Origin of the sequence: Collinsella tanakaei (assembly GCF_016902615.1) — a bacterium.
In the GTDB taxonomy this organism is placed as follows: domain Bacteria; phylum Actinomycetota; class Coriobacteriia; order Coriobacteriales; family Coriobacteriaceae; genus Collinsella; species Collinsella tanakaei_A.
In genome coordinates this window covers 1-20,874 of the sequence record NZ_JACJMB010000033.1, presented here as the reverse complement: position 1 = coordinate 20,874, position 20,874 = coordinate 1, and the positions used below count along the sequence as shown (strand labels likewise).

General features: G+C 67.5%; 13 protein-coding genes and 1 rRNA gene. 8 read left to right on the top strand and 6 right to left on the bottom strand.

Features of this window, described 5'->3' with window-relative positions:
• Positions 1-24 precede the first annotated feature (24 nt).
• The 5 genes from rrf (at position 25) to H6A21_RS09195 (ending at position 4,680) form a co-directional block, all read left to right on the top strand.
• A 5S ribosomal RNA gene (gene rrf, locus H6A21_RS09215) occupies positions 25-140 on the top strand.
• Positions 141-300: 160 nt separating this feature from the next.
• Positions 301-936: a dephospho-CoA kinase gene (coaE, locus tag H6A21_RS09210; RefSeq protein ID WP_204562450.1), complete on the top strand. Its 636-nt coding sequence runs from the start codon at positions 301-303 to the stop codon at positions 934-936.
• A 35-nt stretch (positions 937-971) separates the two neighbouring features.
• Positions 972-1,517 carry a lytic transglycosylase domain-containing protein gene (locus tag H6A21_RS09205; RefSeq protein WP_342589667.1) on the top strand — a complete coding sequence of 182 codons (546 nt, stop codon included), beginning with the start codon at positions 972-974 and terminating at the stop codon, positions 1,515-1,517.
• A gap of 14 nt (positions 1,518-1,531) precedes the next feature.
• Positions 1,532-3,778, top strand: coding sequence for an excinuclease ABC subunit UvrB (uvrB, locus tag H6A21_RS09200; RefSeq protein WP_204562448.1), 2,247 nt, complete (start codon positions 1,532-1,534; stop codon positions 3,776-3,778).
• Between the two features lie 227 nt (positions 3,779-4,005).
• On the top strand, positions 4,006-4,680 hold the full coding sequence (locus H6A21_RS09195) for a hypothetical protein (RefSeq protein WP_204562447.1): 675 nt from the start codon (positions 4,006-4,008) through the stop codon (positions 4,678-4,680).
• 155 nt (positions 4,681-4,835) lie between these two features.
• On the opposite strand, the gene H6A21_RS09190 is transcribed toward H6A21_RS09195, so the two are convergent.
• The 5 genes from H6A21_RS09190 to H6A21_RS09170 form a co-directional block, all read right to left on the bottom strand.
• Entirely contained in the window at positions 4,836-6,494 is a 1,659-nt protein-coding gene (locus H6A21_RS09190; protein ID WP_204562446.1) for an NAD(P)/FAD-dependent oxidoreductase, read from the bottom strand.
• Between the two features lie 126 nt (positions 6,495-6,620).
• The gene (locus H6A21_RS09185; protein WP_204562445.1) at positions 6,621-7,904 is read right to left on the bottom strand and encodes an NAD(P)/FAD-dependent oxidoreductase; all 1,284 of its coding nucleotides are present in this window, start codon (positions 7,902-7,904) and stop codon (positions 6,621-6,623) included.
• A 1-nt stretch (position 7,905) separates the two neighbouring features.
• Positions 7,906-8,748, bottom strand: coding sequence for a P-loop NTPase (locus H6A21_RS09180; protein ID WP_204562444.1), 843 nt, complete (start codon positions 8,746-8,748; stop codon positions 7,906-7,908).
• Between the two features lie 143 nt (positions 8,749-8,891).
• Positions 8,892-11,465 (bottom strand): FAD-dependent oxidoreductase, encoded by a 2,574-nt coding sequence (locus tag H6A21_RS09175; RefSeq protein WP_204562443.1) that lies wholly within the window; start codon positions 11,463-11,465, stop codon positions 8,892-8,894.
• A 165-nt stretch (positions 11,466-11,630) separates the two neighbouring features.
• Complete coding sequence (locus tag H6A21_RS09170) at positions 11,631-12,161, bottom strand: GNAT family N-acetyltransferase (RefSeq protein WP_204562442.1); 531 nt, start codon at positions 12,159-12,161, stop codon at positions 11,631-11,633.
• A 318-nt stretch (positions 12,162-12,479) separates the two neighbouring features.
• Between H6A21_RS09170 and H6A21_RS09165 the strand changes: the two genes are divergently transcribed.
• Positions 12,480-13,781: a sirohydrochlorin cobaltochelatase gene (locus tag H6A21_RS09165; RefSeq protein WP_204562441.1), complete on the top strand. Its 1,302-nt coding sequence runs from the start codon at positions 12,480-12,482 to the stop codon at positions 13,779-13,781.
• Between the two features lie 177 nt (positions 13,782-13,958).
• Here H6A21_RS09165 and H6A21_RS09160 read toward each other — a convergent pair whose 3' ends face one another.
• Positions 13,959-16,097: an LTA synthase family protein gene (locus H6A21_RS09160; RefSeq protein ID WP_204562440.1), complete on the bottom strand. Its 2,139-nt coding sequence runs from the start codon at positions 16,095-16,097 to the stop codon at positions 13,959-13,961.
• A 235-nt stretch (positions 16,098-16,332) separates the two neighbouring features.
• Between H6A21_RS09160 and uvrA the strand changes: the two genes are divergently transcribed.
• Together uvrA and H6A21_RS09150 are read left to right on the top strand one after the other, a co-directional pair.
• Positions 16,333-19,224: an excinuclease ABC subunit UvrA gene (gene uvrA, locus H6A21_RS09155; protein WP_204562439.1), complete on the top strand. Its 2,892-nt coding sequence runs from the start codon at positions 16,333-16,335 to the stop codon at positions 19,222-19,224.
• A gap of 318 nt (positions 19,225-19,542) precedes the next feature.
• Positions 19,543-20,697 carry a C40 family peptidase gene (locus H6A21_RS09150; protein ID WP_204562438.1) on the top strand — a complete coding sequence of 385 codons (1,155 nt, stop codon included), beginning with the start codon at positions 19,543-19,545 and terminating at the stop codon, positions 20,695-20,697.
• The last annotated feature ends 177 nt before the right edge of the window (positions 20,698-20,874 follow it).

Sequence of the window (20,874 nt, the reverse complement as noted above, 5' to 3'; positions counted from 1 at the left end):
GGGCTGCGGGAACGCCGCCCACCGGTCAGCGGCTCTGGCGGCCGGGGCACGCCCGGTCCCATTCCGAACCCGGAAGCTAAGCCGGCCAGCGCCGATGGTACTGCGGGGGCAGCCCGTGGGAGAGCAGGGCGCCGCTGACCGGTGGACGGCGTTTCCACGCGGGGGCGGGGCCCCGGGGGAGCATCTCCCCCGGGGCCCCGCCCCCTTTCTCGTTTCAGTAGGTTGTTGCCTGCTGTGTTCGCTTATCGCTTTCCTCATGTGTTTCGCGGGCACGCTGATTGTCGGGCTACAATACCGCTTATGTTTACTGCATTCATCATTGGCAACATTGCCTCCGGTAAATCCTGTGCCACGCGCTATCTTGAGCGGCGCGGGGCCTATCGTATCGATTTGGATCAGCTTGCCAAGGACCTCTACGTTCCCGGCTCTGAGCTCGTCATGGCTCTTGCGGATCGTTTCGGCTTCGAAATCCTTTCCTCCGAGGGCGGTATCGTCCCTCAGGCTCTTGCTGAGCGCGCGTTCGCTACTCCCGAGGATTCTCGCGATCTCAACGGTATTGTCTACCCCTATCTGATCGATCAGCTTTCTCATCGGCTGCTTCCGCCCCTGTGCTGCACGGTTATGGCGCCTGAGCATGAGCTGGCGGTGGTTGAGGTGTCGGTGGCGGCATCCTTCACCGATGCCTTCGGTCTTGCCGATGAAGTTATCGCTATCACGGCGCCCCTTTCGGTGAGGCGCGATCGCGCGGTCGCGCGCGGTATGAGTCTTGATGCTTTCGACGAGCGCGCTGCGTGTCAACCATCTGAAGAGGAGCTTTGCGCTTTGGCCGATACGGTTATCGACAACACCTATGCCGACGACAGGCTGTTTTCTGCTCTTGATTCGTGGCTTGACTCGCACGGGCTTCTGCAGGGTGCACGGGAGGCGTATGCCTGATGCGCGCGCCTCGCTTTTTTGCGTGGTTCCGCGTCGTGCCTCTCGCTATCGTTCTTGTGTTCGGCGGCATCTCGTGGGTCTACGCCTATGCACCGGCTCCCCTGTTCCAGTTCATCTATCCGCTCCGGTACGAGGATGACATCCTCGCCTCGGCTACCGCCTACGGGCTCGATCCATATCTCGTATGTGCGGTGATCGAGACTGAGTCTGGCTGGAATCCCAATGCGACCTCGGATAAGGGCGCAAAAGGGCTCATGCAGCTCCTTCCCGAGACCGCCCAGGACATGATCGTGCAAGGTTTGGTTTCCGCAGATGAGGCCGATCCGGATGATCTGTACGATCCGGCGACGAACATCACGTTCGGCTGCGCGTACCTGTCCTATCTCATCAAGTATTTCAACGGCGCGACCGACCATGCGATCGCCGCGTACAATGCCGGTATGGGCAACGTGGCCATCTGGACCGGGTCCGGAGGCGACCTCTCTGATTCCATCGCCTTTCCTGAGACCCAGTCGTATCTTGCGCGCGTGAAGACGGCGCATGAGCGGTACCGGGAGCTGTATCCCACGAGCTTTCTGTAGGAGGAGGGACTCTTATGGCTAACTTCGAGGTGGAGCGTGTCGGCGGCGAACTGAAGCGCTTCGGCGTCGATGGCGATAGCGCCCGTTTTGAGGTCGTGGCCCCCTATGAGCCCTCGGGCGACCAGCCCCAGGCAATCGCCTCGCTCGTGCGCGGCGTCGAGGAGGGCGATCGCTATCAGGTGCTGCTCGGCGTGACCGGTTCCGGCAAGACCTTCACGATGGCGAAGACCATCGAGGCGCTCGGCAAGCCGACGCTCGTGATGGCGCCGAACAAGACGCTCGCCGCGCAGCTCGCCAGCGAGCTCAAGGAGTTCTTCCCGCATAACGCCGTCGTGTACTTCGTGTCCTACTACGACTACTACCAGCCCGAGGCCTATGTCCCGGCGAGCGACACCTACATCGAGAAGGACTCCTCCATCAACGAGGAGGTCGAGATGCTGCGCCATCAGGCGACCGCCTCCCTGCTTTCCAGGCGCGACGTCATCGTCGTCGCGTCGGTATCGTGCATCTACGGTATCGGCAGCCCCGAGGACTATGCGGGCTTGGCGCCGAACGTGGACAAGAAGGTGCCACTCGAGCGCGACGACTTCATCCATGCGCTCATCGACATCCAGTACGACCGCAACGACTACGACCTCGCGCGCGGCACGTTCCGCGTGCGCGGCGACGTCGTCGACGTGTACCCTCCGTATGCGGAGCATCCCCTGCGCTTCGAGTTCTTCGGCGACGAGGTGGAACTCATCGCCGAGATTGACGAGGTGACCGGCGAGATCTTGCGCGAATACGACGCCATTCCCGTCTGGCCCGCCTCGCACTACGTGACGGAGAAGCCCAAGGTGACCCAGGCGCTCAAGACCATCGAGGAGGAGTGCGAGCAGCGCGTCGCCGAGCTCAAGGCCGAAGACAAGCTGCTCGAGGCCCAGCGGCTCCAGCAGCGCACCGACTACGACCTCGAGATGCTCGAGACCATGGGCTTCTGCACCGGCATCGAGAATTATTCCCGCCATCTGGACGGGCGCAAGCCCGGCGAGCCGCCCTTCACGCTCATCGATTACTTCCCCAAGGACATGCTCTGCATCATCGACGAGAGCCACGTGACGGTGCCGCAGATCCGCGGCATGCACGAGGGCGACCGCTCGCGCAAGGTGACGCTGGTGGAGCACGGGTTCCGCTTGCCCTCGGCACTCGACAACCGACCGCTGCGCTTCGACGAGTTCGAGGCGCGCATCCCGCAGTTCATCTACGTGAGCGCCACGCCCGGCGATTACGAGCTGCGCGTGAGCCAGAACAACGTCGAGCAGATCATCCGCCCGACGGGCCTGCTCGACCCGAAGATCGACGTGCGCCCCGTGCGCGGCCAGATCGACGACCTGCTCGACGAGATTCGCGTCCGTACCGCCCGTCATGAGCGGGTGCTCGTGACGACGCTCACGAAGCGCATGGCGGAGGACCTGACGGACCACCTGCTCGATGCCGGCATCAAGGTCAACTACATGCACTCCGATACGGCGACGCTCGACCGCGTCGAGATCCTGCGCGACCTGCGCCAGGGCAAGATCGACGTGCTCGTGGGCATCAACCTGCTGCGCGAGGGTCTCGATTTGCCCGAGGTGTCGCTTGTCGCCATTCTCGACGCCGACAAAGAGGGCTTCCTGCGCAATCGCCGTTCCCTCATCCAGACCATCGGCCGCGCGGCGCGCAACGCCGACGGCGAGGTCATCATGTACGCCGACACCGTGACGGACTCCATGCGCGAGGCTATCGACGAGACGAACCGCCGCCGCGGCATCCAGATGGCCTACAACGAGGAGCACGGCATCGAGCCGAAGACGGTGCGCAAGGCCATCAACGACATCTCGAGCTTCATCGCCGAGGCAACCGAGACGGTGGGAAAGAAGGACCGCAGCCGCGGCGACTCGCTGGGGCACGGCGCGTTTTTCACCCCAGCGGGCAGCGAGGCGGAAGTTGGCGACGGGGCCGATGCGGCGAGTGCGGGCGAGCGGCTCGCCGAGGAGCTCGCCTCGCTTCCCAAAGATGAGGTCGAACGCATCATCGCCACGATGGAGGAGGACATGCGCAGCGCCTCGGAGGCCATGGACTTCGAGGAGGCGGCGCGCCTGCGCGACGCGCTCGTGCATCTCAAGGCGGTCGTCGAGGGCGCACCCGAGCAGGAGGTAATCGAGCGCCTGCGCCGCGACGCGCGCCGTGGTTCGACGTTCGGCGGAGGGCGGAAGCGCCAGGGCACCCGCTTTAAGCACTAGGGGTCGTCGATGCCGCGCCGGACGCGTGCGCACCCGGCCGCAAGGGCCAAAACGCCGGAGTCTGCCTCGCGGTACCCGGCCGCGGGCTCACAGATCCCGAGCCGCGCATGCGGGCGAAGCCGGACCTCATGCGGGTTCGCTATGGGCCAGATGCTATAATCACCGTGGAACCGTATGGAACACTTGCCGGAGGTTTTGGGAACAACCGTGTCGGCTAAGGGGGAGCAATGAGAAAGCAGACGCGTGCAAGGCTCGACGCCATCAAGGAGCAGCTGCTGCTGGTGAAGTGGAATCTGGTCATCATGGCCGCCTTCTGCTTCGGCATGGCAGCGTACAACTACGTGACGCCGTCCTGGGGCGGTCTCGGCATGTTCATGATCACGCCGCATGACGGGCTGGATGGCATCTTGGCCATGCTTCCCTGGTGCGGCATCGCGCTGGGCGTCCTGACCGGCATCGCATCGTTCGTGTCGCGCAGCGGCTGGGTGCTCTCGTGGGTCGAGATCCTCATGAGCCTGGTCATGTTCGTGTTCGGGTTCTGGGAGCTGTTCTTCCCGTACGACATCGGCGTCTATTCGCAGACCTGGGCGTTCGTGGGTATCTTCCTCGCGTTCTTCATCATGTTCATCGCGCTGCACATGGACCGTGAGGGCGTGGGCCACTGGTTCGTTGAGCTGTGCGTGGCCGCCGCGACGTGGATCGTCTCGTTCATCAACATCATGGACTTCGCCGGTCCGGCGGCGTCTCAGGGCCTGACCTCGCTTACGCTGTTCATCGCGGCGTGGGGTTTCGTCTACGGTGCGGTGGCGCTGCACGGCGTGGGGTCGCTGGATGAGTCCATCTGGGCGCCCGTTCGCGCGCTGCGCGGTCGCGGCAAGAAGAGGGACGCTGCTGCTGCGTAACCTTCTGCACGACACATGACGATCGGGGCCGCGCTTTGCGGCCCTTTTCATATCTATGGGGCCCAATGCTCATGCATACGAGAAAAGGCCGCCAGAAGCCAGCTCAGCGCTTCTGGCGGCCTTTTCGCATGGCGGTTGTGGGGGGGCTATGGCGGCTAGGCGCTATCTGCGACGAGGTCGGCGATCAGGGCGCGGGCGCAGCGGATGCCGTCGGTCGCGGCGCTCATGATGCCGCCGGCGTACCCCGCACCCTCGCCGCACGGGTAGAGCCCGGGCGCGCCGACGGCGACGCAGGAGCGGTCGCGAACGATGGTGACCGGTGAGCTCGAGCGCGTCTCGACGCCGGTCAGCACTGCCTCGGTGTCATCGAACCCGCGCAGCTTGCCCGCGAGCGCCGGGATGCCCGCGCGCAGCGTGTCGACGATAGGTGCGGGCAGCGTCTCGTCGAGGGCGCACCAGGTGACGCCGAGCGGATAGGTGGGCGCGATGCGGCCGCAGGAGGTGCTCGGGCGCCGGGCGATAAAGTCGCCCACGAGCTGGGCGGGCGCACGGAAGTCGCCGCCGGCGAGCTCGAACGCCGCCCGCTCGCAGCGTCGCTGCAGCTCGATGCCGGCAAGCGGGTCATCGCCCGGCAGGTCGCCGGGGTTGACGTTGACGAGCAGCGCCGCGTTGGCGTTGCGACCGGCGCGCGCGTTCAAGCTCGCGCCGTTGACGACGACGCCGCCCGGCTCGGACGCGGCGGCGACCACCTCGCCACCCGGACACATGCAGAACGTGAAGACGTTTCTGCCCTGCGGCAGGTGCGCCACGAGCTTGTAGGGGGCGGCGCCCAGGGCGGGGTGCCCGGCGGCCGGCCCGTACTGGGCGCGATCGATATCCGCTTGGAGGTGCTCGATGCGCACGCCCATGGCGAAGGTCTTGCGCTCGACGGCCATGCCGCGGCGGACCAGCAGCTCGAACACGTCGCGTGCGGAGTGCCCGCAGGCGAGCACGAGGCGGTCGGCGCGGATGCGCTCGGGGGCCGATGCGCTCTGCTCGACGAGGATGGCGCACGGTGCGCCGGAGGACGTGCGCTCGATATCGACCATGCGGCAGCCGAAGCGGACCTCGCCGCCGAGCTGCTCGATACGCCGGGCGATATGCGCAACGACGGTGGGAAGGATATCGGAGCCGACGTGCGGCTTCGCGTCCCAGAGGATGTCGCGGGGCGCCCCTGCGTCGACCATGGTCTCGAGGATGAGGCGGTGCGCGTCGTTTTTCGTGCCGGTGTTCAGCTTGCCGTCGGAGAAGGTCCCCGCGCCGCCGAGGCCGAACTGGATGTTGCTTTCGGGATCGAGCTCGCGCGTGCGCACGAAGCGCTCGATGGCGGCGGTGCGTGCGGCAGCCGCCTCGCCGCGCTCGATAAGCAGCGGCGCGAGCCCCGCCTCTGCAAGCGTGAGCGCGCAGAACAGGCCCGCGCAGCCCGCGCCGACAACGACAGGGCGGGCGGCCGGCAGCACGGATGCATGCAGGGGGACCGGGAAGGTGGGTTCGGCATCCTCGACGGGGCGCACATGGGAGGCGCGGGCCGCCGGCACGTGCGCGAGAGCCGCCTTCTCCTGCGCCGGCGTGCGCAGCCGCACGCGTGCGCTCAGGACGAAATGGACGTCGCGCTTCTTGCGCGCGTCGACCGATTTGCGATGGAGCTCGATATGGGCGATATCGCGCGCCCCGCATCCGAGGAGCTTGCGCGCCGCCTGACGGCATATGTCGAGGCAGCCCGCCTCGGTCATCCCCTCGTCGAGGCTGACGGGAATCTGCGAGATCTCAATCATGGAAGCGCCTTTCAGCGGGTTGAGTGGGCACGGGGTACCGTTTCATTGTAGACGCGCGGGGTCCGCCCGAAAGCAGGAGCCCGCCCGCTCCATAGCCTGCTCGGCCACCGAGCGCGGTGATGCGTCTCAGCGCGCAAGCGCCTCGGCGCTGCGGATGCCCGACAGCCAGGCCCAGGCGAGGTTGAAGCCGCCGCAATCGGCATCCATGTCGAGTGCCTCGCCGCAGACGGACAGGGCGGGCGCGATATCGGGGCGCACTTGCAGCCCGGGGAGCTCGACGGCGTCGAAGGGGATGCCGCCGCGCCGGACCTGGGCGCTCGCGTGCTCCGTGGTGCCCTCGATGATGAAGGGGAGATGCTTCGCGATGCGCGCGAGGGCGGCGCCGTCGCGGGCGCCCTCGCGCCCGGCGCAGCGCATCAGGAAGGCGCCGAGCTCGTGGGCGAGCATGCCGTCGAACCACGACGCGCCGCGGGATGCGGGGTCGCCGAGGAGCGCTGCGCGCTGCTCGAACAGCGCAGCGAGCTCGCGCTCGGCACGGTCGCAGAACAGATCGACCTCGACGATGTCGCCCGTCATGCAGCGGCGGGAGAGGTCGAAGGCGACGATGCCGGAGATGCCGTAGGACCGGAAGAGCGCCTCGCCGGATTCCGCCCAGAGCTCCTCGCCATCGCGGACGAGGCCCAGCCGGCAGTCGACGCGCAGCCCGTCCAGCCGCTCGAGGGCGCAGGTGTCGTGCGCAGGCGTGCAGGCGACGGGGCAGAGCACGGGCTTCTCGCCGATATGGGGCAGGCCGAAGAGACCGGCGAGCGGTTCCGATGCGCCGCCGCAGGCGATGATGATATGGCGGGCGCGCACCGAGCGCGGCGTCCGTGCGGCGCGGCGGAGCTCCTTGCGGTCCGAGCGGATGCGGGCGCGCAGGTCGCCGACGTGCCTTTTGGGCGCTGGCAGCGGCGCGGCGGGGACGGAGAGTTCGAGCCTCCAGACGGCCTCGTCCATGCCGTAGGTCGCATCCTGCAGGTCGGCGCACGCGAGCACCTCGACGCCACGGCGCGCGATGGCGCCGAGCAGCGCCTCGCGCACCGAGTCGGCGCGCTTGCTGTAGGGGTAGAGCCTGCCGTCGATTTTGCAGGTCATGATGCCCACCGCGTCGAAGAGCGCTGCCAGCTCGCGCTCGGGGGCACGTCCCATGACGGCGCGGGCGATATCCGGGTGCAGATAGCGCGCGGGGTCGAGGTGGGCGTTCGAGATGTTGCAGCGGCCGTTGCCGGTGGCGAGGATGGGCAGGCCGAGGGCCACGTCGCGTTCGATGATGAGGACGGAGCGCCCGGCGCGCGCGGCAGATAGGGAGGCGGCGAGGCCCGAGGCCCCGCCGCCGACAATCGCTACATCATAGAGGGGATGCGCCGCCACCTTAGGCCTGCTCGCTGTCCTCGGTGCCCTCGTGGGGCGCAACGGCGGTCGCCGCGGCGAGCGTGAGCGGCAGGGTGCCGGCGGGAAGCTCGGTCTCGATGGTGCCGGCGTCGCAGGCGGCAGCGAGTGTCGGGTCGATGGGCAGGCGGTCGAGCACGGTGAGGTTGTAGGTCTCGGCGACCTGGTCGAGCTTGCTTTTCCCGAAGATCTCGATGGCACGGCCGCAGTCCGGGCACTGGACGTAGCTCATGTTCTCGACGATGCCGAGGATGGGCACGTTCATCTTGTCGGCCATGTTCACGGCCTTCGCCACGATCATGGACACGAGGTCCTGCGGGCTCGTGACGACGACGATGCCGTCGACGGGCAGCGACTGGAACACGGTCAGCGCGACGTCGCCCGTGCCCGGGGGCATGTCGACGAGCAGGTAGTCGAGCGGGCCCCAAGAGGTGTCGCTCCAGAACTGCTTGATGGCGCCGGCGATGACCGGTCCGCGCCACAGCACGGGGTCGGTCTCGTTTTGAAGCAGCAGGTTCGACGACATGACCTTGATGCCGGTCGCCGAGATCTCGGGCAGCAGCAGCTTGCCGAGACCGTGGGCGCGACGGTCGCCCATGCCGAACATGCGGGGAATGGAGGGGCCGGTGATGTCGGCGTCGAGGATGCCGACCTTGGCGCCGCTGCGCGCGAGCTCGACGGCGAGCGAGCCCGTGACGAGCGACTTGCCGACGCCGCCCTTGCCGGACAGCACGGCGATGACGCGCTTCACCTCGGAGAGGTTGTTCTCTTCAAATTGCATCGGGGCGGTCTGGCCGCCCGCAGCAGCTGCGTGTTCGCAACCCATGGATGCGTCCTTTCGATTGGCACGTTCAGACGCACCCATTGTACCCCGCGCGGTGGCCTGTGTTTCATGTGCGCCGCGATATGATAAGGGGCGGACACCCGCGTGCCCGCCCCCGCGACATCGGTTCGCCTGCCGATGGCGCCCTAGCAGGTGGCGCCGCCGACGACGGTCTTGTTCAGGATGGCCTCCTTGTCGATGGGTGCCGAGAGCAGCTTCTCCTGCACGTAGTCGAAACCGAGGCGCGCCACGGTGTCGGCGAAGCGCTCGCCGGAGATGCCCTCGTCGCGGAAGAAGAGGATGGCGCGCTCGACGACGTCCATGACCTCCTCTTCGCTCGTGAAGATCTTGTCCAGGGCGCGGCCGTGGGCGGTCTTTTTGCCCCAGCGACCGCCGATGTAGACCTTGTAGCCGCGCAGGCCCTCGCTCACTGCGCCGAACGGGCAGGCGTCCGTGCAGCGGCCGCAGTGGTTGCACAGGCTCTCGTCGATGGTGATCTTGCCGTCCTCGCGGATCTGGGCGTCGCCCATGGGGCAGGCCTTCACCACCTGGCAGACCTTGCAGGCACGGCATTTGTCCAGATCGATCTCGGGCACGAGCTGGCCGACGATGCCCAGATCGTTCAGGTCCGGCTTCACGCACATGTTCGGGCATCCGCCGACGGCGATCTTGAACTTATGCGGCAGCTCGACGCCGTGATAGCCCACGTAGAAGCGCTCGTGCAGCTTCTCGGAGAGGTCGAACGTGTCGATGAGGCCGTACTGGCACGTCGTGCCCTTGCAGGAGACGACGGGGCGCACCTTCGAGCCGGTGCCGCCGGCATCGAGGCCGTGCGCCTGCAGGTATTCGATGCAGGCGGCGATGTTGTCGTAGTGCACGCCCTGGATCTCGAGGGTGAGGCGCGTCGTCATGGTGACCTCGCCGGAGCCGAACTGCTCGGCGGCGTCGGCCACGGTCTTCTGCTCGGCGGAGGTCAGCTTGCCGTTGCGGGTGATGACGCGGACGTTGAACACGTCGTCGAAGCGCTTGTCCTGCAGGCACCCGAGGCCCTTCAGGCGCTTGATCTCGGCGGCGGGCAGCTTCGCGCCGCGCCGCGGGACCTTCACCTCGTTGAAGGTGATGCCGCCCTCGAGGACGCGCGTGTTGGTGTAGCCGGCGGCCTTCAGGCGGTTCTGCATGAAGTAACCGCGCTTGCCCTTGGCGCACACGAGCAGCAGCCTGTCGTCTTTGGCGTGCCCATCGATGCCGTCGACGACCTTCGTGAGGTCGACCCACTCCGCTCCGGGGATGGTGGGCGCGGGAAGGGCGTCGATGACGGTGTAGTCCGTCGCTTCACCGGCCGCATATTGGGCGGGGGTGAGAGTCTCGAGCTCGCCGGCGAGCTTGTTCTCGAGGATGTAGCAGGCTGTCACGAGCGGATGGATGGCCGTGGAGAACGGCGGGGCGTAGGCGAAGTCCATGAGGTCGAGGTCCTCGACCTTGAGCTTGCGGTAGATCGCCTCTACCACGATGTCGACGACTTTGTCTACCGCGCCGGCGCCGAGCACCTGCACGCCGAGCAGACGATGGGTCGCCTTGCAGGCGATGAGCTTGATGATGAAGCTCGAGGAACCGGGATAGTAGTGGGCCTTGTCGTCGACGACGGCCACGATGGACTCCGGGTCGAAGCCCTCCTGGCGCGCGGCAGCCTCGGTGAGGCCGGTGCGGCCGCCGTTCAGCGTGGAGAGCAGGTGCACGACGCCGGTGCCGAGCACGCCGGGGTAGGCGGTGGGGGTTCCGGTGAGCGTGCGGGCGAGCGCGCGGCCGGCGATGTTGGCGGTGGATCCCATGGGGCTCCACGCGGGCTTGTGGGTGATGGCGTTGTGGACCATGGCGCAGTCACCCGCGGCGTAGACGTCGGCGAGGTTCGTGGCGCCGTACTCGTCGGTCACGACGGTGCCCTTGATCATCTCGATGCCCGAGCCCTCGAGCCAAGCGGTCGCCGGGCGGATGCCGATGGCCACCACGACGAGGTCGGCCGGGATCGTGCCGCCGGAGGTCTCGACGCCCTCGGCGCGCTCGGTGCCGGTGATGCCCGTGAGCGACGTGCCCGTGAGCACGCGCACGCCCGCTGCTTTGAGCTGACGGCGCGCGAAGTCGGCCATCTCGGGGTCGAAGACGTTCGGCAGGATCTGCGGCATGGCGTCGATGACGGTGACGGACAGGCCCAGCGCGAGCAGGTTCTCGGCGACCTCGAGGCCGATGAAGCCGGCGCCGCAGACCACGGCGCGACGGCAGGCGTTGTCCTGCACGTACGCGCGGATGCCGGTCGCGTCGTCGGGCGTGCGCATGCTGAAGACGCCCGGGAGCTGCACGCCCGCGACGTTCGGCACGAAGGGGTTGGCGCCCGTGGCGACGACGAGCTTGTCGTAGGGCTCGGCGTACTCGACTCCGTCCTCAGTGCGGACGGTCACGGTCTTGGCGGCGGCGTCGAGCGCGATCGCCTCCTGGCCGACCCTCACCTCGACGCCCGTGAGGCCCGCGTAGGCCTCGGGCGTGTTGACGATCAGGGCGTCGCGCGTCTCGATGGCGCCTCCCACGTAGTAGGGAAGGCCGCAGCCGGCATAGCTGATGTCGTGACTCTTGGAGATGACCAGCACCTCCGCCGAGCGGTCGCACCGCTTGATCTTCGCCGCGGCCTTGGTGCCGGCGGCGACACCGCCGACGATAAGGTATTTCATGCGCATTTCCCCTCTCATGCACGGGAGCGCTGGCGCTCCGATTGCCTTGACGTCCATGATAGGCGTTTTGAGTCCGTCCCTGTCGGGTGACGATGACCGAACGGCTCGGTGGCGCCGGCACCCCTGTCGGGCAGCCTGGTCGCCGCAGCCTCAGCCGCAGCGTCGCTAGATACGCTTCTCCATGATGTAGCCATCCATGATGAAGCCGTGTCCGATATCGGTCTCGACGGCGTCGATGGTCTGGAAGCCCTTGGCCGTATAGGCTCGGATGCCGAGCTCGTTGTGCTTGTTCACGGTGAGGTACATCGCCTCAAGGCCGCGCTCGCGCAGCAGGTTCTCGTAGAAGGCGATGACCGCGCTGGCGAAGTGGCGCCCGCGCTCCTCTTTGAGCAGGTAGATCTTGCTCACGAAGAAGCGCGCCGTCTCGGGCTCGACGTGGCCGCCGGTGAATCCCACGATGCGGCCGTCGTCCGCGGCGTGCACGAACCAGTACTCGTAGGCGTATTCGGCCATGTCGCGCTTGATCGCGGGCAGGCTCTGGAACTGCTCGATCATGTACTCGGTCTGGTCGGGGCCTATGATGGCCGGCCAGTACTCGCGCCAGATGGCGCCCGCGAGTCGGGCGAGCTGCTCGACCTGCTCTTCGGTCTCGACCCGCTCGAACGTGGCGGCGCCGAATGCGTTGGATTTCTGCATGTGACCTCTCTTGTCAGCTATGCAGCCAGTATAGGCGCACGGGCGGGCGGAGGGTGGGCGGCGCGCCGATGCATCTCCTCGACGGAATTAGCCTGCCGAAACGGCAGGCTGCAGGAAAGCTGCCCGGATTCGCAAGCGCTACCTGCGCGTTTGAGGTCCGCGGTGGTGCCGATTCGACGAGGTACCACGCGAGGGGACCTAATATCGTCGTAGGGGAGCAACCGGGGCGCGCACGGGTCGCGCGCTCACGCGCCGGGGTGCCGACGGGGCGCGTCCGCGGTATCATCGGGCAATCGTAAAGGACGCTAGGAGGGCAAGATGGTGCATCGAGATACGGGGTCGGCTGGCGCGAGCGGCCTTGTGGTCGCATGCTACGGGACGGCCGATGCCGGGGCACGCGAGCGTTTCGTCGCCCCGGTGATCGAGGCGTGCGCCCGCGCTTATCGGGAGGCGGAGGGTTCTGAAGCGCCGGTCGCTGTCGCCTTCACGAGTGCTCGGGCGCGCGCCGCGCTCGCGGAGCGAGGCGAGATCGTGGCCGATCCCGCCTCGGCGCTCGAGCATCTCTGGGAGGCGGGCGTGCGCCGGGTGACGGTCGCCTCGTCGCACCTGGTTGACGGCGCGGCCTACCACGGGCTCGCGGAGGCGGTGCGTGCGAAGGCGCCCCTGTTCGATGAGGTGCGGCTCGCCAGCCCGCTGCTCTCCTCCGCGGCCGACGTGCGCTCGCTCGCTCGCGCCATCGATGCGCACCTGCCGCGTGCGCAGGGCCGCGCCGTGGTGCTTGTGGGCCACGGCGCGGCCGGGGCGGGCGGGCTCGCCTACCTTGCGCTCGGCCGCGCGCTTGCCGACAACGGCCGGGACGACGTCATTTGCGGGGTGCTGCGCGGCGACCCGGGGGCGGACGCGGTGGACGCGGCGCTCGCCGCGCGCGCGGGCGCGGTGCGCGAGGTCCTGCTTGCGCCCCTGATGCTCTCGGTTGCGGGCCATGCCTGGCGCGACGTCATGGGGGAGGGGCCGACAAGCTGGTGCACGCGCCTGCGTGCGCAGGGCCGCGCCGTCACGGTCGCTCCCGAGGGACTCGGTGCGTGGCCCGAGGTCTGCGCCCTCGCGGCCGCACATCTGGCGGCGGCGCCCGCTGTGGGTGTGCATCGCGCAGGAAATCGCCGTGCGACAGCGGCGGGATCGCCGCATTTCCCGCTGTTCGTGGACCTGAACGGGACGAGGTGCCTCGTCGTCGGCTGCGGGGCGGTGGGAGGGCGCCGCGCGCGGGCGCTCGCGCGATTCGGTGCGCAGGTGCTCGTTGTCGATCCGGCGGCGTCCGTCGAGGTGGCGCCGGGCATCGAGGTGGCGCGCCGCCGCTACGAGCCGGGAGACGAAGCGGGCTGCACGCTCGTCGTGGCGGCGACCGATGATCGCGCGGCCAACCGCTTGATCGCCGAGCGCTGTCGGCGCCAGGGGATCATCGTCTCGGTGGCGGACGCCCCTGAGGAGTGCATGTTTTTCTTTCCGGCGCTGTGCGAGGGCGAGCGCGTGGTCGCGGGTGTGGCCTCGCGCGCGGCGGACGCGCGCGGACATGCGCTCGCGGCGCAGGCTGCGGCGCAAATTCGCCGGGTCATCCCGTAGGCTCATCACAACCGGTCGAGCAGGCCGCATGCGCCGGCGAGCGTGCCGGGCGCTTCGCCCGCAAGGCGCCTGAGCGATATGTCCGGCACGCTCGCAGATCGCGAAAGGCCTCACCACACGAGTCCGCACCCGGCACGATTCGCGCCGGGTGCGGACTGGTTGCGATCTTATGGTTCGCTAACGGATCTTGCGGGCGAAGTTGCGGTACTGGATGGTGCGCAGCTCGTCGACGAGCGAGCGGTACGGGCTGTTCGCGTCGAGCTCGTAGCACAGGCCGTCGGCGCCGCGGTATCCGTTTGCGCTGATCGAGGTGATCTCGGAGCGGCTGGCGAGCAGCGCCTTCTGGTAGTCGGTCAGGGGCGCGCCGATCATGTAGAGCATCTGGGCGGCGAGCTCGTTGATGCTCAGCTCCTGGTTGAAGCTCATCTGGTCGTTGCCGGCGACGTCGTAGTTCGCCCACACGAAATAGGTCGACTCGAACAGGCGCCACTGGTGGGAGAGGTTGTCCTCGCCCGGATAGAGCACATCGTTCAGCGCGGTGGTCATGTTCGGCTGATGGTCGCCGAAGAACACGAGCACGACGGGACGCCCGATGGTGCGCAGCTGGTCGATGAGGTAGGTGAGGTCGCGGTCGGACGCCTCGATGCAGGTGAGATAGGTGTTGAGCTGCGTGAGAAGGTTGGCGTCGGTGACGCCCGCGGGCGCGAAGTCCATGGGCTCGTCTTCCGGCACGGTTCCCGCGTCGTAGCCGCTGTGGTTCTGCATCGTGACGTCGAAGATGAACTGCGGACCGTCGTCCTCGCGCAGATGCTCGAGGACCTTGTCGTAGGTCACCCGGTCGGTCACGCCGGAGTGGTAGTGCGGCGCATCCTCATCGAAATCGTCATTCGAGATGAAGTCCTCGAAGCCGAGCTGCGGATAGACCATCGAGCGGTTCCAGTTGGTCGGCGACTGCGGATGCACGGCGCGCGAGCGGTAGCCGAGCGCGGCGAGCTGCTTGGGCAGGCTGTCGATGTTCGAGAGATTGTAGAGCTGATAGGGGTACTTGCCGTTGCCGACGAACGCGATGGAGTTGCCAGTCAGGTACTCGAACTCCGAGTTCGCGGTGCCGCCGCCGTTGGTAGAGGCCATGAGGCAGCCGCGCTGGAGGGTGTCGGAAAGCGAGTTGTAGTAGGCGGGTCCCGTGTAGCCGGCCTCGCGCAGCCCGTCGTAGACCGACAGGTCCGAGAAGCTCTCGTTCATGATGGTGATGATCGCGGGCTTGACCTCGGCGAACTGCTGCTCGGCGGCGATGCGGGATGGGTTCTGGCCGAGTGTGGCGTCATAGGCGGCGACGAGCGCGTCTTCGGCCTCATCGGCCTGCTCGTCGGTGTAGTCGTCCGGCTCAGGGATAGGGAGGTCTTGGGCGACGGCGATGAACGAGGGGATGAATCCGCAGCTCGAGTAGGTCGCGATGGGCCACCAGCGGTCGTAGGTGAAGTCAAGCGCCTCCTCGAAGTTGACGGTGGTGAAGCCGAGGGCCATCGCGGCGGCGACGGCGCCGGCGCAGCAGAGGTTGACGCCGACGCGCGCCGCTCGCCGCCACCGCTCAGGCGCCGGGGCGGGCTGGATGAACGACAGGCACGTGAGCGCCACGGCCACGGCGATGAGGGATTCCGCGACCGCGCGGTCGATCTGGTAGGTGTAGCCGCCGCTCACGGCCGCCGCGGTCTGGAGCGCGAGTAGGTCGCTCGGCAGGATGGCGGCCGATTTGAACTGCTGGATGAAGTACTGGGCGACGCCGAATCCGCCGCAGACGGCGACGGCGAGCGTGCACAGCGCGCCGGTGCGCTGGCCGGCGAAATACAGGGCGAGCATGGCGAGGAGCACGACGAGCACGGCGACGCCGAAGAACAGGATGGGGATGCGCGCGTACTGCGCGTTCCAGGCGCGCTCAAGTGCCCAGACCGACAGCACGGAGGCGGCGGTCATGAGGGCGACGTCGCGCACGGGGCGCAGGATGCGGCCGCTCGCGGGGTCCATCCGGTCGAGGACGCCTGCGATGGCGGAGCGCGCGAGCGTGAGGGCGCCCGCGGCCTCGACCACGAGCGAGAAGATGACGAGCGCGCCGGGCTCGAAGATGCACATGCCCGCATGGCAGAGGTAGGCCATGACGGCGAGCAGGGCGATGTGGGCCGCGGGCCACAGGATGTCGCCAGCAGCAAGGCGTCTGCCGTACGTGCGGGTGCGCAGGGCGGAGGCGACGGTGAGCACGACGAGGCCGATGGCGGCGGCGAGCGGGATGATGGCGAATGTCGAGGGGAGAATGTCAGTCATGGAATTCTTTATTGGTAACGAGTCTGTATGGATACGGTAAAGAATCCCACGGCTCCGCAGCTCCGTCAAACGGGACACATATCGAACAAGGATTGAATATCCCGTGACGCGGTCGCGTGCGAACATGTGTCCGCTTGCGTCTAGCGGTAGACTGAAGCGGCTGACTCAACGTCATAGGGCAGCCTCGCGCCGCAGCCTGGTGCGCGGCGGCTTGCCGATAACCGAAAGGGCACCCATGTCAGATTCCTCTATCGTCATCCGCGGTGCGCGCGAGCACAACCTGCGCGATATCGATGTCGAGATCCCGCGCGACAAGCTCGTCGTCATCACGGGCCTGTCGGGCTCGGGCAAGTCGAGCCTCGCCTTCGACACCATCTACGCTGAGGGGCAGCGCCGCTATGTGGAGAGCCTTTCCAGCTACGCGCGCCAGTTCCTGGGCCAGATGGACAAGCCCGACTTGGACTCGATCGACGGCCTGTCGCCGGCGGTCTCCATCGACCAGAAGACGACGAGCAAAAACCCGCGTTCCACGGTGGGTACCGTGACCGAGATCTATGACTACCTGCGTCTGCTGTTCGCGCGCGTGGGCACCCCGCACTGCCCTGAGTGCGGGCGCGTCATCGAGCGCCAGACGACCGACCAGGTGGCCGACAAGATCATGGAGGCCGGCGCCGGCCGGCGCGCGCTCGTGCTCGCCCCGGTCGTCTCCGACCGCAAGGGCGAGTTCGCGAAGCTGCTCGACGACCTGCGCCGCGAGGGCTTCTCGCGCGTGCGCATCGACGGCGAGGTCAAGAGCCTTGACGACCCCATCGAGCTCGACAAGAAGTTCCGCCACTCCATCGAGGTCGTCGTGGACCGCATCGTGATTCGCGAGGGGAGCGTGGGCCGCATCGCCGAGGCTGTCGAGCAGGCGACGAAGCTGGCCCACGGCAACGTGGGCGTGTACCTGCTGCCCGACCGCGGCGCCCCGGAGGGCACCCCGGGTGACCTTTTGACCTACTCGCTCGCGCTCGCCTGCCCCGAGCACGGTCACTCCATCGACGACCTGCAGCCGCGCGACTTCTCGTTCAACGCGCCCTATGGCGCCTGCCCGGAGTGCGACGGCTTGGGCTTCAAGAAGGTCGTGGACGCCGAGGCCCTCATCGAGGACCCGAACCTCTCCATCGAGGAGGGTGTGTTCGGCAGCTTCTTCGGCAAGTCGAACTACTACCCGCAGATCTTCCGCGCGCTCGCCAAGCATCTGAAGGTCGACCCCGCCACGCCGTGGAAGGACCTGCCCGCGCGCGTGAAGAAGGTCTTTCTCGACGGTTTGGGCGACAAGAAGATGCGCGTGGACTACCACACGCAAGACGGACGCGACACGCACTGGTTCACGAAGTACTCGGGCGTGCGCAACATCCTGTACGAGCGCTACATCGAGACGACGAACGAGAACACGAAGGCGCGCCTGGAGAAGTACATCCGCGAAGAGCCCTGCCGCGCCTGCCACGGCGCGCGCCTGCGCCCCGAGATGCTCGCCGTCACGGTGGGCGACAAGTCCATCTACGACGTGTGCTGCATGAGCTGCCGCGAGTCCCTCGAGTTCTTCGAGGCGCTCGAGTTGAGTGAGCGCCAGCGGTTCATCGGCGGACGCATCGTGAAGGAGATCATGGAGCGCCTGCGTTTTCTGGTGGACGTGGGCCTGGACTACCTCACGCTCGATCGTGCCTCGGCGACGCTTTCCGGTGGCGAGGCCCAGCGCATCCGCCTCGCCACGCAGATCGGCGCCGGCCTCATGGGCGTGCTCTACATCCTCGACGAGCCCTCTATCGGCCTGCACCAGCGCGACAACGAGCGCTTGATCGCCACGCTCGAGCGCCTGCGCGACCTCGGCAACACGGTGATTGTCGTCGAGCACGACGAGGACACCATCCGCGCGGCCGACTTCGTGGTGGACATGGGCCCGGGTGCGGGCGAGAACGGCGGCGAGGTCGTGTGCGCGGGCACGCCCGAAGAGATCATGGCCTGCCCGGCATCGCTCACCGGCGCCTACCTGACCGGCGCGCGCATGGTGCGCCTGCCCGAGGAGCGCCGCAAGCCCGGTCGCGGCGCGCTCGTGATCCGCGGGGCGCGCGCGAACAACCTGAAGAACGTGACGGCGAAGGTCGAGTTCGGCACGCTCACCGTCGTGACGGGCGTGTCCGGTTCGGGCAAGTCGAGCCTCGTGACCGACACCATCGCGCCGGCGCTCACGAACGCCATCCACCATTCGGCGCGCCCGGTGGGGCCGTACCGCGCTATCGAGGGCATCGAGCAGATCGACAAGGTCATCGACATCGACCAATCGCCCATCGGGCGCACGCCGCGCTCGAATCCGGCGACCTATATCGGGCTGTGGGACGATCTGCGCGCGCTGTTCGCGAGCGTGCCGGAGTCCAAGGCGCGCGGGTACGCCCCCGGCCGCTTCAGCTTCAACGTGCCCGGCGGCCGCTGCGAGGCGTGCCGCGGCGACGGTCAGATCAAGATCGAGATGCACTTCCTGCCCGACATCTACGTGCCCTGCGAGGTCTGCGGCGGCAAACGCTACAACCGCGAGACGCTCGAGGTGCTCTACCGCGGCAAGTCCATCTCGGATGTGCTCGACATGAGCGTGACCGAGGCGCTCGCCTTCTTCGGCAACATTCCGCAGATCAAGCGCAAGCTGCAGACGCTCTACGACGTCGGCCTGGGCTACGTGCGCCTGGGTCAGCCGGCAACGACACTGTCCGGCGGCGAGGCGCAGCGCGTGAAGCTCGCCAAGGAGCTCCATCGCAAGCAGACGGGCAAGACGTTCTACATCCTGGATGAGCCTACGACCGGTTTGCACTTCGAGGACGTCCGCCAGCTCATCGACGTGTTGCAGCGCCTGGTCGATGCGGGCAACACCGTGCTCGTCATCGAGCACAACCTCGACGTCATCAAGGTGGCCGACCGCATCATCGACCTCGGCCCGGAGGGTGGCAACGGCGGCGGCCGCATCGTGGTTTCCGGCACGCCCGAGCAGGTCGCTGCCTGCCCGGAGAGCTATACGGGCAGGTTCTTGGGTCCCATCCTCGAGCGCGACCGCGCACGTCAGGCAGGCATGGTCACGCGGGGGAACGCCGAGTAGGGGCGATATCTCGCGACGGGGCGTACATACTGCAATCGAGGGGCATCCCGGTGACTTTTCGCCGCCGGGATGCCCGCTTTTTGGGCCGGCCGACCGGCGGTATGGCGGCGTTCGCGGTCTCCGCATGGGTTGCCCCACGGCGCCGGGGTGCGGGCTTTGAAGATTTCCCTCAGTTTCCCGTGCGGTGCGAGCCTGCCCATGTGGCGCTCCCTACAATGAAAGGCTATGTGCTTCAGACCGCCTCATGTTGGAGGTTCGTATATGTCATGCAATTGGGGGAAGGCCCGTGTGCGCGCGGCGATGTGCGCGGGGCTGACCATGGCCATCGCGACAGCGGTTACGCCCGTGAGCGCCGTCGCCAGCCCTGAGTCCGAGCTCGCCGCTGCGCGCGCCCAGCTCGAGCAGATCGGCACCGAGTACCATGAGCTGCAAGGCGAGCTCGAGCGCAAGAGCGCGGAGCTTCAGGACACGGTCGTCAAGGTCGAGCAGACCTCGCAGGACCTTCGGGACGCGCAGACGAGCCTGTCCGAGATCGTCGCGGACGGCTACAAGGGCGGTGGGGTTGACTTGATCTCCGCCGTGTTCGGTGCCACGGACCTGCAGGACCTGATCTCCCGTGTGTATTACCTGGGCAAGATCGCCGACGCGCGCAGCGAGGCGATCGAGGAGGTGCGCGACCTTAAGAGCACCCTCGAGGGCCAGCAGGCCGAGCAGCAGGCTGCCATGGACGTCGCCGAGGCTCGCCTGAACGAGCTGGGCGAGAACCAGGCGGCCGCCTCTGAGCTCGTGAACTCGCTCGATGCCGAGGTGAGGGCGCAGCTTGAGGCCGAGGCTGCTCAGAACGAGAGCGTGCGGGCGGGTATCCAGTCCGCGCAGGACGCCGAGCAGACCGCATCGGTGTCGGAGGCGCCGGCCGACACCGACGATTCGGCCTCCGGTGATGCCGAGCAGGCCGGGCAGGATGATGCTGCGGGCGGTGCGACCGAGGGTCAGACAGATGATGCGGGCGACGCCGGCACCCAGGCGCCTGCGGATGAGCCTGCGTACGATGCGCCCGCGGCAGACGATTCGAGCTCGGATCAGGACGATGCGGCTGACGAGGGGTCTGCGGGCTCCAGCTCCGTCGGCTCCTCTGCCGTCTCGATCGCCCTGCAGTACGAGGGCACGCCCTACGTGTACGGCGGCGCCTCGCCCTCGGGTTTCGACTGCTCCGGCCTCGTCATGTACTGCTACGCGCAGCTGGGCTACAGCCTGCCCCATTCGGCGAGCGGCCAGATGGCCTACGTGCAGCGCAACGGCCACTTCACGACCGACCCGAGCCAGTTCCAATACGGCGATTTGGTGTTCTTCCCGGGTCACGTCGCGTTCTATGTGGGCAACGGCCAGGTGTTCGGCGCGCGTCGCGAAGGCGTGCCCGCGAGCACGACGAGCATGTACTACTTCGGTGCGATCCTCGGCGGCGGTAACCTTTAGCATGTCGGGTGCAGTTGTCGAACTTCTCGCCCCAGGTGCGGCAGGCGGCGCACCTGGGGCGTTTTCGTGCCGTTCGCGGTGAGCCTGGCGACAACGAACTTGCCAACAGTCTCGCTAGGGGACCCCCTTAGCGAGACTGTTGGCACGTTCGTCGCGTTGCGGGGAGGGGCAGGGGGC